This is a genomic window from Bacillus sp. NEAU-Y102, from assembly GCF_054788175.1.
This window is the reverse complement of the sequence record NZ_JBTWFK010000006.1, coordinates 389922-405000: the sequence shown is the minus strand read 5'-3', so window position 1 is coordinate 405000 and position 15079 is coordinate 389922. Positions and strand designations below refer to the sequence as shown.

The window sequence follows — 15079 nt, the reverse complement described above, 5'->3', positions numbered from 1 at the left end:
AAACGTACAGAAATCACTTCATCTTCTTCACGAAGCGAAATTGCAATTAAACCGTTCGTACGTATATTTGCAAATGATGAAAGTGGCGTTCTCTTAGAAATACCTTGTTTCGTTGTAAAGAATAAGAACTGGTCGTCACCAAATTCACGAATTGGAATAATGGCATTGATCCACTCACCCTTATCTACCCCTAATAGGTTAATAATTGGTAGCCCTTTTGCAGTACGACTATACTCTGGGATTTCATATCCTTTCGTACGGTATACTTTACCCTTGTTTGTAAAGAATAAAATATGATCATGAGTAGACGTTGTTAATAAGTGTTCAACAAAGTCATCATCATTCGTACCCATTCCTTGTACACCACGTCCCCCACGGTTCTGTGTTTTGTACGTAGAAGCTGGTAACCTCTTAATATAACCGTTATGAGTTAACGTAATTGCAATATTTTGCTCAGGAATTAAATCTTCATCTTCAATAAATTCCATACCGCCAATTGTAATTTCTGTTCGTCTCTTATCATTGAAACGCTCTTTTACTTCTGTTAATTCTTCACGAATAATCTCAAGAACTTTCTCTTCATCTGCTAAAATCGCTTTTAATTCAGCAATTAAATTCATTAAATCTTGATATTCTTGCTCGATTTTTTCACGTTCTAATCCAGTTAAACGTTGCAGACGCATATCTAAAATCGCTTGCGCTTGTTTCTCACTTAAACCGAAACGTTCCATTAAGCCTTGCTTTGCAATATCAGCCGTTTTTGAACTACGAATTAACGTAATAACTTCATCAAGATGATCTAAAGCAATTCGTAATCCTTCTAAAATATGAGCACGTGCCTCTGCTTTTTCTAATTCATACGCAGTACGTCTACGGATTACTACCTTCTGGTGCTCCAAATAATGATATAAGTTTTGTTTTAAATTTAGTACTTGAGGCTCTCCATTTACAAGAGACAACATATTAATACCGAAACTTGTCTGAAGTGCTGTATGTTTATATAGATTGTTTAATAGTACGTTTGCATTGGCGTCACGACGTACTTCCATGACAATACGCATACCATTTCGGTCTGATTCATCACGTAAATCTGTAATACCTTCAATTTTCTTATCGCGAACTAATTCTGCGATTTTTTCAATTAATCGTGCCTTATTAACTTGATAAGGTAGTTCCGTTACGATAATAGATTGTTTACCATTTGATTTCTCTTCAATTTCAACTTTGGCACGAAGCATAATAGAACCGCGCCCTGTTTCATAAGCTCTACGGATGCCACTTCGACCTAAGATTAAACCTGATGTCGGGAAGTCTGGTCCAGGAATATATTCCATTAACTCCGCTATAGTAATATCCGGGTTATGACTTAATGCCAACACACCATCAATTACTTCGCCAAGTTGATGCGGCGGAATATTTGTTGCCATACCAACTGCAATACCTGTCGTACCGTTTACTAATAAATTAGGAAAACGCGCTGGTAATACAATCGGCTCTCTTTCCGAACCATCGTAGTTATCTTGATAATCAATTGTATTTTTTGAAATATCACGTATTAATTCCATAGAAATCTTAGACATTCTTGCCTCTGTATAACGCATTGCCGCTGCTGAATCTCCATCTACAGAACCGAAGTTACCATGCCCATCTACAAGCATATAACGTTGACTGAAATCTTGCGCCATACGTACCATTGTTTCATAAACGGCTGAATCACCATGAGGGTGATACTTCCCGATTACTTCACCGACAATACGTGCTGATTTCTTATACGCTTTATCAGCTGTAATTCCTAAATCATTCATCGCATATAAAACCCTACGATGCACAGGTTTTAATCCATCACGAACATCTGGTAATGCACGAGATACGATAACACTCATTGCGTAATCTAAAAATGAGGTACGCATTTCATGACTAATATTAATTTCTCGAATTCGTGCTTGTTGTTGATTGTCTGACATCAACGAGCACCTCCTCTTACGTTTCCGTTATACATACATTGATTTATATGTAGAAGACAGGAATACTTAGATTCCTGTCATTACTCATTTAAATATCAAGGTTTTTCACGTATTTTGCATTCTCTTGGATAAAGTTACGACGTGGTTCCACTTTATCACCCATTAAAATTTCAAATGTTTCATCTGCTTCTATTGCATCTTGAAGAGAAACTTGAAGTAACGAACGTACTTCTGGATCCATTGTCGTCTCCCATAGCTGAGTTGGATTCATCTCTCCAAGACCTTTATAACGTTGAATTCCTGGTTTCGGCTGGGCTGGTAACTCAGCTAATATTTTTTCAAGTTCTTTATCATTATAAGCATATTGAATTTTTTTACCTTGTTGCACCTTAAACAACGGTGGCTGTGCGATATATATATATCCACACTCAATTATTTGACGCATATAACGATAGAAGAACGTTAATAATAGGGTACGAATATGCGCACCATCAACATCGGCATCGGTCATAATAATAACTTTATGATAGCGTGCTTTTTCGATATCGAAGTCCCCACCAATATTTGTACCAATCGCCGTAATAATTGTACGAACTTCATCATTTGATAAAATCTTATCTAAGCGTGCCTTTTCAACATTAATAATTTTACCCTTCAGCGGTAAAATTGCTTGAAAATGACGATCGCGTCCTTGTTTTGCAGATCCACCCGCAGAGTCACCCTCTACGATATAAATTTCACTAATTGCTGGATCTTTAGAAGAACAATCTGCCAATTTCCCTGGTAAACTTGAAACTTCTAAAGCACTCTTTCGGCGAGTTAGCTCACGAGCTTTTTTAGCTGCTACACGCGCACGTGCTGCCATCGTTCCTTTATCTACAATCTTACGTGCAACATTGGGATTTTCCAGTAAGAATTTTTCAAAAGCCTCAGAGAATACTGACTCCGTAATCGTCCTCGCTTCACTATTTCCAAGTTTCGTCTTCGTTTGCCCTTCAAATTGTGGATTTGGATGTTTAATTGACACAATTGCTGTTAAACCTTCACGAACATCTTCACCAGTCAAATTACTATCCGCATCTTTTAAAATGTTATTTTTACGACCATAATCGTTAATCACACGTGTTAAGGCAGTTTTAAATCCTACCTCATGTGTACCACCTTCATACGTATGAATATTATTTGTAAATGAGTAAATATGATTTGTATATCCTTCGTTATATTGAAGCGCAACTTCAACTTGAATACCACCTTTTGAACCTTCTACATATACAGGCTCTTCATGAATTGGTTGTTTTGAACGATTTAAATGTTCAACATATGATTTAATTCCACCTTCATAGTGGAACTCTTTCTTTTGCTTATGTTCACGTTTATCTTCAATTGTTAATTTAATATTACGATTTAAAAACGCCAACTCACGCATACGAGTCGCTAGCGTATCGAATTCATATTCTGTCGTCTCTTTAAAAATTTCTGGATCCGGTTTAAAGCGAGTTATTGTTCCAGTCTTATCTGTATCACCGATGACTTTTAAATCTGCAACCGGAATACCTCTTTCGTATTTTTGGTAATGGATTTTACCATCACGATGTACAAATACTTCTAATTCTGTTGATAAGGCATTTACAACAGATGCACCAACACCGTGCAAACCACCAGAAACTTTGTAACCGCCACCGCCAAATTTACCACCAGCGTGGAGGACAGTCATAATAACCTCTACTGCAGGACGTCCCATTTTTTCTTGTATACCAACTGGAATACCACGTCCATTATCCGTTACAAGAATACTATTATCTTCTTCGATACTAACGTTAATTTCATCACAATATCCTGCTAACGCTTCATCGATACTATTATCGACAATCTCCCATACAAGGTGGTGAAGTCCCTTTCCACTCGTAGATCCAATATACATACCCGGACGTTTCCGAACTGCCTCTAGTCCTTCAAGTACCTGTATCTGACTTTCATCATATGCATTTTCTTGCATTTGTTTTTGTTCCATTGACACAAAGATCACCTACTTTTCCATTTAAACAGGGGTTTATGCCCTATCTATTTCACAATCTACCGTGCCGTTCGTTACATGAATTGTTTTCGCATCTTTTAATGTTTCGTGTTCAATTCCGTCGACACTCGTCGTTGTAACAAATGTTTGCACCTTTCCTTGAATTGTATTTAACAGATGTGATTGACGATAATCGTCTAATTCTGATAAAACATCATCCAGCAAAAGGATTGGATATTCTTTAACCTCTGAATAAATTAATTCAATTTCAGCTAATTTTAGGGATAGTGCGGTCGTTCGTTGTTGCCCTTGCGAACCAAAGACTTGAACATTTTTACTATTAACGAAGAATTGTAAATCATCACGATGAGGACCAATTAAAGTCGTACCACGGAAAATTTCACGTTGTTTCACAGATTGAAAACTTTCATAGTATACTTCTTTTATTTTCGACAAATCCATTGATTCTGATACATCTACACTTGGTTTATAGACAATTTCTAACTCTTCTAATCCACGGCTTATACCGCGATGAATTGGAGCTGCCCATTCCTGTAGCAAATGCAAAAATTCAAAACGTTTTTGCAGTATTTTCGCACCATGCTCAATTAGTTGAAGTGTAAATACATCCAACATCGTTTCCTCATTCTTACTATTCCCTTGCATTTTTTTCAACAAGTGATTTCGTTGCGTGAGCACCTTTTGATATTGACTTAATTCATACAAATATATAGGAGCTATTTGTCCTAATTCCATATCTAAAAAGCGTCTTCTTACTTGAGGGCTTCCTTTTACAAGATTTAAATCTTCTGGGGCAAACATGACAACGTTCATCACGCCAATATATTGACTTAACTTTTGTTGTTCAAGTTGATTTAATTTTGCCTTTTTACCTTTTTTCGAAATATTTAATTCCAAAGACAAAGAACTGTTTCTTTTTTGTAATTTCCCTTTTATTTGACCAAACTCTTCATCCCAGCGGATAAGTTCGCGATCATTAGAGGTTCTATGAGATTTCGCCATCGCTAAAACATAAATAGCTTCCATCAAGTTTGTTTTCCCTTGTGCATTTTCGCCGATAATTACATTTACCTTATCTTCAAAGGAAAGCTCTAATTTTTCATAATTGCGATAGTTTTTTAATTGTATTTCTGAAATAAACAAAGGGCTCCCCCTTTATGCCTGAACTTGGAAAGTTCCGCTTCCTGGAATTTCAATAACATCATTCGCATATAGTTTGCGACCTCTTCTATTTTCAAGTTCGTTGTTCACGTACACTTCATATTCTTGTAAAAACCATTTTACAGCGCCACCTGTATCAATTACATCAGCTAACTTTAAAAATTGTCCTAGTGTAATATACTCTGTTGAAATTTTAATATGTTTCATAAAATCGCTCACTTTCTGAAAGTGTTCATTCTTTCATTGTACTAAATAAACTAACATTAGGAAAGTAATACCCAAAAATCAAATAAGGGCCACTAGCATCTTTAAACTAGCAACCCTTATTCCTTACCTAGTAAGTACGAACCGGTAAAATTAATTGAATAATTGAATCATCATTTACTGTACGAATTAAGAACGGTCTCATCGCCCCAGTAAAGCTAACTTTAATCTCTGTACTATCTAGAGCTTTCAATGCATCCATCATATATTTTGCACTAAAAGATATTTTTAACTCTTCTCCATCTACTTTTTCACATTGTACTTCTTCGACAACTTTTCCAATTTCTGGTGAATTCGAGGAAATCTCTAGCATTTCTTGCTCTAAAGTTGATAATTTGACAACGTTATTGCGGCCATCTCTCGCTAATAGTGAAGCACGATCAATTGCTTGTAGGAATTCTTTTGTATTTACAAAAATATCCGTTTTACTCTCTGCTGGAATTAAACGTGTCGTATCTGGATAATTTCCTTCTAACAATCTTGAGAAGAATAATAAATGCTTTGTACGGAATAATACTTGATACTCAGTTATTACAATATCTACCATCTCTTCAGACTCATCCAGAATTTTACTTAATTCGTTTAAGCTCTTACCTGGAATAACAACATTAGCTTGAAATTCATCTGCAATATTATGTCCTTCGATTTTCGCTTTTCGAAGTGCCAGTCTATGACTATCTGTTGCAATACAAGTTAACTCGCTGTTATATACCTTCCAGTTTACACCTGTCAAGATTGGTCTTGTTTCAGAAGTAGAAACTGCAAATACAGTTTGTCTGATCATATGTTTAAGTAAATCTGTTGGTATCTTAAATACATGATGTTCTTCAATCTGTGGTAATAACGGATATTCTGCAGAATCTAAACCATTTAAGTTAAACTCTGATTTTCCAGATTTTATTTTTGTCATAAAATGATTTTCCACAGAAATTTCGACAGTATCCTTAGGTAGTTTTTTTACAATCTCACTAAAATATTTTGCTTGTAAAACAATGCTTCCTGATTGAGCTATTTCTACGATTTCTTTTCCATCTTCTTCGACTGGAATAAACGATTCAATAGAAATATCAGCATCGCTTCCTGTTAATGTAACCCCTTCTTCAGTAGCTACAACTTTAATTCCCGTAAGGATGGGGATTGTTGTACGAGAAGAAACTGCCTTCATTACATCTTGTACACCTCTTACAAGATAGTCTTTTTGTATTGTAAAATGCATAAAGAAAAACCTCCGGTAAGTATAAGATTTTATTTAATTAATAAAGATAAAAAATAGTAGTAATAGTAATAGGGCTTGTGGATATGTGGATAACCCCTTTGAAGGATGTAAAAACAGTCTATCTACATGTGGATAGACTGTGCGTAAAACAAGGTAAGTTATTCACACTATTCAGCTACTACTTTAAAATACCATTAATTTCTTCAACTTGCTTTTGTAATTGCGTATCGGTTTTTAGTAGTTTAGAAATTTTTTCATGGGCATGGATAACTGTTGTATGATCACGTCCACCAAATTCTTCACCTATTTTTGGTAAAGAGGAATCCGTAAGTTCGCGTGATAAATACATTGCAATTTGGCGAGGAAACGCAACTGATTTTGTACGTTTTTTCGCTTTAAAATCTTCTAATTTTACTTGATAAACGTCTCCGACAGCTTTTTGAATATCATAAATAGAGATAATTTTCGGCTTAGAATTTGGAATAATATCTTTAAGTGCTTCAGCTGCTAAATCAGCATTAATATCTTTATTAATTAAAGATGAATAAGCTACAACTCGGATAAGTGCACCTTCTAATTCGCGAATATTTGAATCAATTTGATTTGCGATATAAAGCATAACTTCATTTGGTATATCAAGCCCTTCAGCTTTTGCTTTTTTGCGTAAAATTGCAATTCGTGTCTCTAAATCTGGCGGCGTAATATCTGTAATAAGTCCCCATTCAAAGCGAGAACGAAGACGATCTTCTAAAGTTGGAATTTCTTTTGGTGGTCGATCACTAGAAATTACAATTTGTTTACTTTCTTCGTGTAATGCATTAAATGTATGGAAAAACTCTTCTTGAGTTTGTTCTTTTCCAGCAAGAAATTGAATATCATCTATCAATAAAACATCTACATTGCGATATTTATTACGAAAATCAACAGCTTTATTATCACGAATAGAGTTAATAAATTCATTCGTGAATTTTTCTGATGATAAATATACAACTTTTGCATTTGGATTATGTTCAATTACATAATGGCCAATCGCGTGCATTAAATGCGTCTTTCCAAGCCCAACTCCCCCGTAAATAAAGAGTGGATTATACGCTTTAGCTGGCGCCTCGGCTACAGCTAATGAAGCTGCATGGGCAAAACGGTTACCAGAGCCGATAACAAATGTATCAAATGTATATTTTGGATTTAACATGCTCTGTGGTAAATGAGCTGAATCATCTTGTGCTGGATTCCGCTTAACTGGAGGAAGATCAATGTCCTCTTCCGCTTGACTTTGGGGAATAATAAAGCGAATTGCTAATTTTGCCCCTGTTAAATCGTATAGTGTTTCTGAAATTAGTTCTGAGTAATGAGATTCTAGCCAGTCACGAGCAAATTCATTTGGAGCTGTAATCGTTAATACGTCTTTCTTCAAGTTATGAGCCGTTGTTGATTTTAACCATGTCTCATAACTAGGCTTGCTTACCTTTTTTTCTAATTCTTTTAAGGCACTATTCCATAAATCAGAGATATTTTCCAAAGGTGTCCCTCCTTTACTAAGATGGTAAAAGAATAAGGCTGCGCAACAAATGTACAACCTAATAAATATAAAATGTATATTTATACGAAACGTATTTTAAAAACTAAAAACGTCGTTTGTATATGAGATAGGGTTTTCGACAAAAAAACCAAATGTGGACAACTGTTTACCCACATGTGATTAAAACTGTCCACATGTTATACACAAATTGTGGATAAGATAAAGATGTGGAAAACTTATTCAAAGTGAAAACACAACTATAATATCAAAAAAAAGTGGCTATAGCAATGAATTTAAGAAAGTTATCCACAAAATCAATACCTTGTGGAATAAACTTGTCCACAACACGATATACTGTGTAAAAGTGGGAAAAAAGTTTGTGGATATAAAAAACGTGAAAAAACATTTATCCACAAGGAAATATAGATGCTGTGAAAAAGTATGTGAATAGGTTCAAAATGAATATTTGATGAAAATTTCTAGAACCATTGACATTTTCCTAGTTGATTAACTATAATTTATAGGACTGTCTTTAACAGATATTCCTCAGGGAGGTGTCATATAATGAAAAGAACTTACCAACCAAATAAACGTAAGCGCAGCAAAGTACATGGTTTCCGCAGCCGTATGAGCACAGCGAACGGACGTAAAGTGCTAGCAGCTCGTCGTCGTAAAGGAAGAAAAGTATTATCTGCGTAGACCACTGATCGTTCAGTGGTCTTTTTTTCTAATAATAGTGAATTTCCGCTGATGAAATACAGGAGTGTCAATTGATATGAAGAAAAAACATCGTATAAAGAAGAATGATGAATTCCAGGCGGTTTTTCAAAAAGGAAAATCAAATGCGAATCGTCAGTTTGTTGTATACCAATTAGATAAAGAAGAACAGCCAAACTTTCGCATCGGCCTTTCTGTTAGCAAGAAAATAGGAAATGCAGTAGTTCGTAATCGAATTAAGCGCATGGTCCGTCAAGCTATTACAGAGTTAAAAGATGAGATAGATTCTGGAAAAGATTTTGTTATAATAGCAAGGAAGCCTTGTGCAGAGATGACATATGAAGAAGTAAAGAAAAGCTTAATTCATGTCTTTAAACGCTCTGGTATGAAAAGAATAAAAAAGTAGCGTAAGGAAATGAATTACACTATATACATACCGATACAAGGAGGAGTAGGCTTTGAAAAAGAAATTAGGTTTACTAGCCATGGTCGTTGCATTAATGGCGATTGCCACCGGTTGTAGTGAAACGGGTCAGCCGATTACATCGAAAAGCACTGGGATTTGGAATGAATATTTCGTATATCCGCTTTCTCAGTTAATCACGTATTTTGCCGACTTATTTAACAGTAATTACGGTTTAGCAATTGTTATTACAACTCTTATCATTCGTTTTGCATTATTACCATTAATGATTAAACAAACAAAGAGTACAAAAGCAATGCAAGCGTTACAACCAGAAATGGTGAAGTTAAAAGAGAAATATAGTTCTAAAGATCAAGCAACACAGCAAAAACTACAACAAGAAATGATGCAGTTATATCAAAAGAATGGTGTAAATCCATTGGCAGGATGTTTACCGATATTTGTTCAGATGCCTATTTTATTCGCGTTTTATCATGCGATTATGAGAACAACAGCAATTAGTGAACATACATTTTTATGGTTTGATTTAGGACAGGCAGATCCGTTCTATATCTTACCGGTTGTTGCAGCAATTACGACATTTATTCAGCAAAAGCTTGCAATGGCAGGAACAGCTGGTCAAAATCCGCAAATGGCAATGATGCTTTGGCTTATGCCGATTATGATTTTAATCTTTGCAATTAACTTCCCAGCTGCATTATCACTTTACTGGGTTGTTGGTAATATCTTTGGTATTGCTCAAATGTACTTTATCAAAGGGCCAGAGATTAAGGCTAGCAAAGCTGGAGGCTCAAGCAAGTGAGTATAATTACTGCTAAAGGACAAACAGTCGAGCTGGCAGTAGAGGATGCTTTAAGGCAATTAAATACATCAAAAGATCGAGTAGATATAAATATTGTCGATGAGGGTAAAAGAGGATTCTTAGGTTTATTTGGGAATCGTCCTGCAGTAGTAGAAGTTGTATTGAAGAAAGATCCAATTCAGGAATGTGAAGAATATTTAAGAAATGTTATTCACAATATGGGTGTGGAAGTTGAAATTAGTAAAGTTGTAAAAGGACGCGAGATCGAATTTACAATTTCTGGTGATGATGTAGGAGTTTTAATTGGAAAAAGAGGTAATACACTAAACTCTTTACAGTATTTAACAAAACTTGTTGCGAATCGTAACACGAAGCAGTATATAGGTATTACACTAGATGCTGAAAATTATCGTAGTAAAAGAAAAAGTACGCTAGAATCACTTTCTTATCGATTAGCGAAACAAGTATCTAATACGAAAAAAAGAGTTATTTTAGAACCGATGCCATCTTTTGAACGAAAAATTATTCATCAGGCATTATCAAATCATCAAGGTATCAAAACAACTTCTGAAGGAAATGAACCACATCGGCATGTTGTAATATCTCCTAAATGACCGGTTGCTCAAATGAGTGCCGGTTTTTTTGAGCGAAAAATAGATGTGGATAACTAAAAAACACTAAACTTATCCACTGTGAATAAGTTTAGTGTTTTTTACATGGGGATATAATAAAATGAGTTATTCTTCTTTTGTAGATAGGTTCGTTATGGTATCCTAATAATTTAGTGAAAGAAATAATCATGTTGAAATAGAGATAAATAAGCAAGTGAGGTGAAAGGACATGGAATTTGATACAATTGCTGCGATTTCCACAGCGCTTGGAGAGGGTGCAATTGCCATTGTTCGAGTAAGTGGGGATGATGCGGTTGAGAAAGTTGACCGTATTTTTAAAGGGAAGGATTTAACAGAGGTTCCTTCTCACACTATTCATTATGGTCATATCGTTGATTTAGATACAAATCAAGTTATTGAAGAAGTTATGGTGTCTATTATGCGCGCACCAAGGACTTTTACACGTGAAAATATAGTGGAAATTAACTGTCATGGCGGACTTGTTTCAGTAAATAAAGTATTGCAACTTATTCTAGCGCAAGGAGTACGATTGGCAGAACCGGGCGAATTTACAAAACGTGCTTTTTTAAATGGACGTATCGATTTATCACAAGCAGAAGCTGTTATGGATTTGATTCGAGCAAAAACAGATCGTGCGATGAATGTAGCAATTAATCAAATGGAAGGGCGATTATCTAAATTAATTGGTCGCCTACGTCAAGAAATATTAGAAACATTAGCTCATGTTGAGGTAAATATAGATTATCCAGAATACGATGATGTAGAAGAGATGACACATAATATTTTAATTGAGAAAGCGACGCATGTTCGTTCGGAAATCGAAAAAATATTAGAAACATCAAAACAAGGGAAAATTTTACGTGAAGGTATTGCTACAGCAATTATCGGTAGACCTAATGTTGGGAAATCATCGTTATTAAATAGTCTTGTTCAGGAGAAAAAAGCAATTGTAACTGATATTGCAGGAACAACTCGTGATGTTATTGAAGAGTACGTTAATGTGCGTGGTGTACCTCTTAAACTTATAGATACAGCCGGTATTCGTGAGACAGAAGATGTTGTTGAACGAATTGGTGTGGAGCGATCAAAAGAAATGATGAGCCAAGCAGATTTAGTATTAGTTGTTGTCAACTATAGCGAGGCTTTAACAAATGAGGATGAAGATCTATTCCATGCGGTACAAGGAAAAGACTTTATTGTTATTGTGAATAAGACTGATTTACCGCAAGCGATTGATATGGAACGTGTTACAGAGTTAGCTGCGGGAAATCGTGTTATTACAACATCCTTAATTGAGGAACAAGGAATAGATGAACTCGAAAAGGCAATAGCTGATTTATTCTTTGAAGGAACAATCGATTCTGCAGATATGACATATGTTTCTAATGCGAGACATATTGGATTATTAACACAAGCGGGACAAACAATCGGTGATGCAATTGAGGCAATAGAAAATGGTGTACCAATTGATATGGTGCAAATTGATTTAACAAGAACGTGGGAAATACTTGGTGAAATTACTGGTGACACAGTCCATGAAAGCCTAATTGACCAGTTGTTCTCTCAATTTTGTTTAGGAAAATAATATAGTGATGTTTTAGAAAGATAGAGATTATTAGGAGGAATAAACAATGGGATACAATGCCGGTTCATACGATGTCATAGTAATCGGTGCAGGTCATGCAGGATGTGAAGCTGGTCTTGCGGCAGCACGAATGGGCTCAAAAACATTAATGTTAACAATTAACTTAGATATGGTAGCTTTCATGCCATGTAACCCTTCTGTTGGTGGACCAGCAAAAGGGATTGTTGTTCGTGAAATTGATGCATTAGGCGGAGAAATGGGACGTAATATTGATAAAACTCATATTCAAATGCGTATGCTAAATACAGGTAAGGGGCCAGCTGTACGTGCACTTCGAGCGCAAGCTGATAAATTCTCTTACCAACATGAATTGAAGAAAACAATTGAAGAAACACCAAACTTAACGTTATTCCAAGGAATGGTAGAGCGTTTAATCGTTGAAGATGGTATGTGTAAAGGGGTAGTTACACAAGCTGGTGCAGAATATACAGCAAAAACCGTTGTAATTACGACTGGAACATTTTTACGTGGCGAGATTATCATGGGCGACTTAAAATATTCAAGCGGTCCAAATAATCAGCAACCGTCTATTACATTATCTGAGCATTTAGAGGAACTTGGGTTTGATCTTGTTAGATTTAAAACAGGGACACCTCCGCGTGTAAACAGTAATACAATTGACTACAGTAAAACAGAAATTCAACCAGGTGATGATAAGCCACGTTCGTTCTCTTTTGAAACAACGAAATTTATTATGGATCAAATTCCATGTTGGTTGACATATACAAGTACAGAAACACACCGTTTAATAGATGAAAATTTACATCGTTCAGCTATGTATTCTGGTATGATTAAAGGAACAGGCCCTAGATACTGTCCTTCTATTGAAGACAAAGTAGTAAGATTTAATGATAAACCACGTCATCAAATTTTCTTAGAGCCAGAAGGGCGTAATACACAAGAAGTATATGTGCAAGGTTTATCCACAAGCCTACCAGAAGATGTACAACGTGACATGCTTAGAACAATTCCAGGCCTAGAAAATGTTGAAATGATGCGCACAGGTTATGCAATTGAATATGATGCAATTGTGCCAACACAACTATGGCCAACACTTGAAACGAAAAAGATTAAAAATTTATATACAGCAGGACAAATTAATGGAACTTCTGGTTACGAAGAGGCGGCAGGACAAGGGCTTATGGCTGGGATTAATGCAGCATGCCGTTCTTTAGGTAAAAAAGAAGTTGTTTTAGGTCGTGAGGATGCTTATATTGGTGTCTTAATTGATGATCTTGTTACGAAAGGTACAAATGAACCATATCGTTTATTAACATCTCGTGCAGAATACCGTCTATTATTACGCCATGATAATGCTGATCTTCGTTTAACTGAAGTTGGTCGTGAAATTGGATTAATTAAAGAAGAGCGCTATGAGCGATTTACAAATAAAAAACTACAAATTGAACAGGAAAAGGAACGTTTAAGCAGCATTATTATTAAACCACGTCCTGAGGTTCAAGAATTAATTCGCAATATTGGCGGAAGTGAATTGAAAGATGGAATACGTGCAAGTGACTTATTACGTCGTCCAGAGATGACATATGAGCATATTCATCTTTTAGTACCAAGTGAAGTAGAATTAAGTGATGAAGTTACAGAACAAGTTGAAATTCAGATTAAGTACGAAGGATACATTGAAAAATCTTTACAGCAAGTAGAGCGTATGAAGAAAATGGAGAGTAAAAAAATACCTGTAGATATTGATTATGATGCGATTTCTAGCCTTGCCTCAGAAGCTAGACAGAAATTGAAAGATGTTCGTCCACTTTCAATGGGGCAGGCTTCACGTATTTCTGGCGTAAATCCAGCGGATATTTCCATTTTACTTGTTTATATAGAACAAGGAAAAATTGCGCGCGTATCGAACCAATAAATAGTAAGGAGATATTGCTAGATGAACATAGAACAATTTCAATCTATGCTAGAAGAGAAGGGGATCACCCTCTCTTCTAGACAGTTAGAGCAGTTCAAAATCTACTTTGAAACATTAGTAGAGTGGAATGAGAAAATGAACTTAACGGCTATTACAGAAAAAGAAGAAGTATACTTAAAACACTTTTTTGATTCTATTACAGCTGCTTTTTATTATGATTTTTCAAAACCGTTCTCAATTTGTGATGTTGGTGCAGGGGCTGGATTCCCAAGTATTCCTTTAAAAATCTGTTTCCCGCACTTAAAAGTAACAATTGTAGATTCATTGCAAAAACGTATTAATTTCTTAAATCACTTAGCACAAAAGTTAGAATTAAGTGATGTTGCATTTTGTCATGATCGTGCTGAAACATTTGGGAAAAAAGAAGGTGTACGTGAATCATACGATATTGTAATGGCACGTGCAGTTGCACGTCTTTCTGTATTAAGTGAGCTATGTTTACCACTTGTAAAAGTTGGAGGAACATTCATTGCAATGAAAGGTGCAGCAGCAAATGAAGAAATCGAAAATGGTAAGTATGCTTTAGAGGTGCTAGGCGGAGAGTTAAAAGAGATGTCTACGTTCCAATTACCGTTTGAAGAGAGTGAACGTAATATTTTATTAATCGAGAAAAAGCGCAAGACACCAAAGAAATATCCACGCAAACCGGGAACGCCCAATAAATTACCTATTGAAAAATAAATCTTATTAGACGTAAGATTAAATTATATAAATGAAAACGTAAATGTTTCATAGGAAACATTTTATGGAGAATAGTCAATAGG

Annotated in this window: 13 protein-coding genes (1 of these 13 running past the window's edge); 7 read left to right on the top strand and 6 right to left on the bottom strand. The window is 35.5% G+C overall.

The features are described 5' to 3' along the window. From gyrA to dnaA, 6 genes are all read right to left on the bottom strand, one after another. A protein-coding gene (gene gyrA, locus ACYFX0_RS18050; protein WP_106081720.1) for a DNA gyrase subunit A crosses the window boundary here: on the bottom strand, window positions 1–1964 show its 5' portion. 508 nt of this gene lie to the left of the window's left edge; the window shows 1964 of its 2472 coding nt (coding positions 1–1964); the start codon lies at window positions 1962–1964; its stop codon lies beyond the left edge, outside the window. Between the two features lie 88 nt (window positions 1965–2052). Further along, window positions 2053–3975, bottom strand: coding sequence for a DNA topoisomerase (ATP-hydrolyzing) subunit B (gene gyrB / locus ACYFX0_RS18045; protein ID WP_106081719.1), 1923 nt, complete (start codon window positions 3973–3975; stop codon window positions 2053–2055). 39 nt (window positions 3976–4014) lie between these two features. Continuing rightward, window positions 4015–5142 (bottom strand): DNA replication/repair protein RecF, encoded by a 1128-nt coding sequence (recF, locus tag ACYFX0_RS18040; protein WP_000470754.1) that lies wholly within the window; start codon window positions 5140–5142, stop codon window positions 4015–4017. A gap of 12 nt (window positions 5143–5154) precedes the next feature. Beyond that, window positions 5155–5367: a S4 domain-containing protein YaaA gene (yaaA, locus tag ACYFX0_RS18035; RefSeq protein ID WP_000680510.1), complete on the bottom strand. Its 213-nt coding sequence runs from the start codon at window positions 5365–5367 to the stop codon at window positions 5155–5157. Window positions 5368–5494: 127 nt separating this feature from the next. Continuing rightward, window positions 5495–6640: a DNA polymerase III subunit beta gene (dnaN, locus tag ACYFX0_RS18030; protein WP_106081718.1), complete on the bottom strand. Its 1146-nt coding sequence runs from the start codon at window positions 6638–6640 to the stop codon at window positions 5495–5497. A gap of 178 nt (window positions 6641–6818) precedes the next feature. Further along, a complete protein-coding gene (gene dnaA / locus ACYFX0_RS18025) occupies window positions 6819–8159 on the bottom strand; it encodes a chromosomal replication initiator protein DnaA (protein WP_000428018.1) in 1341 nt (446 codons plus the stop codon). Between the two features lie 564 nt (window positions 8160–8723). Between dnaA and rpmH the strand changes: the two genes are divergently transcribed. The 7 genes from rpmH to rsmG all read left to right on the top strand — a co-directional run bounded on the left by rpmH (window position 8724) and on the right by rsmG (window position 14996). Continuing rightward, window positions 8724–8858, top strand: coding sequence for a 50S ribosomal protein L34 (gene rpmH, locus ACYFX0_RS18020; protein WP_000831901.1), 135 nt, complete (start codon window positions 8724–8726; stop codon window positions 8856–8858). A gap of 76 nt (window positions 8859–8934) precedes the next feature. Then, on the top strand, window positions 8935–9282 hold the full coding sequence (rnpA, locus tag ACYFX0_RS18015) for a ribonuclease P protein component (RefSeq protein WP_000726621.1): 348 nt from the start codon (window positions 8935–8937) through the stop codon (window positions 9280–9282). Window positions 9283–9334: 52 nt separating this feature from the next. Further along, window positions 9335–10102 carry a YidC family membrane integrase SpoIIIJ gene (gene spoIIIJ / locus ACYFX0_RS18010; RefSeq protein ID WP_000727741.1) on the top strand — a complete coding sequence of 256 codons (768 nt, stop codon included), beginning with the start codon at window positions 9335–9337 and terminating at the stop codon, window positions 10100–10102. After that, a complete protein-coding gene (gene jag / locus ACYFX0_RS18005) occupies window positions 10099–10716 on the top strand; it encodes an RNA-binding cell elongation regulator Jag/EloR (protein WP_000022797.1) in 618 nt (205 codons plus the stop codon). Before spoIIIJ ends, jag begins: the two co-directional genes overlap by 4 nt. Window positions 10717–10942: 226 nt before the next feature. After that, entirely contained in the window at window positions 10943–12319 is a 1377-nt protein-coding gene (gene mnmE, locus ACYFX0_RS18000; protein ID WP_000393760.1) for a tRNA uridine-5-carboxymethylaminomethyl(34) synthesis GTPase MnmE, read from the top strand. A 46-nt stretch (window positions 12320–12365) separates the two neighbouring features. After that, window positions 12366–14255: a tRNA uridine-5-carboxymethylaminomethyl(34) synthesis enzyme MnmG gene (mnmG, locus tag ACYFX0_RS17995; RefSeq protein ID WP_000541045.1), complete on the top strand. Its 1890-nt coding sequence runs from the start codon at window positions 12366–12368 to the stop codon at window positions 14253–14255. 21 nt (window positions 14256–14276) lie between these two features. Next, the gene (gene rsmG, locus ACYFX0_RS17990) at window positions 14277–14996 is read left to right on the top strand and encodes a 16S rRNA (guanine(527)-N(7))-methyltransferase RsmG (RefSeq protein WP_001019628.1); all 720 of its coding nucleotides are present in this window, start codon (window positions 14277–14279) and stop codon (window positions 14994–14996) included. Window positions 14997–15079 lie beyond the last annotated feature (83 nt).

What these genes read in the sequence shown, in the direction of transcription:
- gyrB (WP_106081719.1), bottom strand. Translation starts at nt 3,975, where the DNA reads ATGGAACAAAAACAAATGCAAGAAAATGCATATGATGAAAGTCAGATA.
- yaaA (WP_000680510.1), bottom strand. Translation starts at nt 5,367, where the DNA reads ATGAAACATATTAAAATTTCAACAGAGTATATTACACTAGGACAATTT.
- dnaN (WP_106081718.1), bottom strand. Translation starts at nt 6,640, where the DNA reads ATGCATTTTACAATACAAAAAGACTATCTTGTAAGAGGTGTACAAGAT.
- rpmH (WP_000831901.1), top strand. Translation starts at nt 8,724, where the DNA reads ATGAAAAGAACTTACCAACCAAATAAACGTAAGCGCAGCAAAGTACAT.
- rnpA (WP_000726621.1), top strand. Translation starts at nt 8,935, where the DNA reads ATGAAGAAAAAACATCGTATAAAGAAGAATGATGAATTCCAGGCGGTT.
- mnmE (WP_000393760.1), top strand. Translation starts at nt 10,943, where the DNA reads ATGGAATTTGATACAATTGCTGCGATTTCCACAGCGCTTGGAGAGGGT.
- mnmG (WP_000541045.1), top strand. Translation starts at nt 12,366, where the DNA reads ATGGGATACAATGCCGGTTCATACGATGTCATAGTAATCGGTGCAGGT.
- rsmG (WP_001019628.1), top strand. Translation starts at nt 14,277, where the DNA reads ATGAACATAGAACAATTTCAATCTATGCTAGAAGAGAAGGGGATCACC.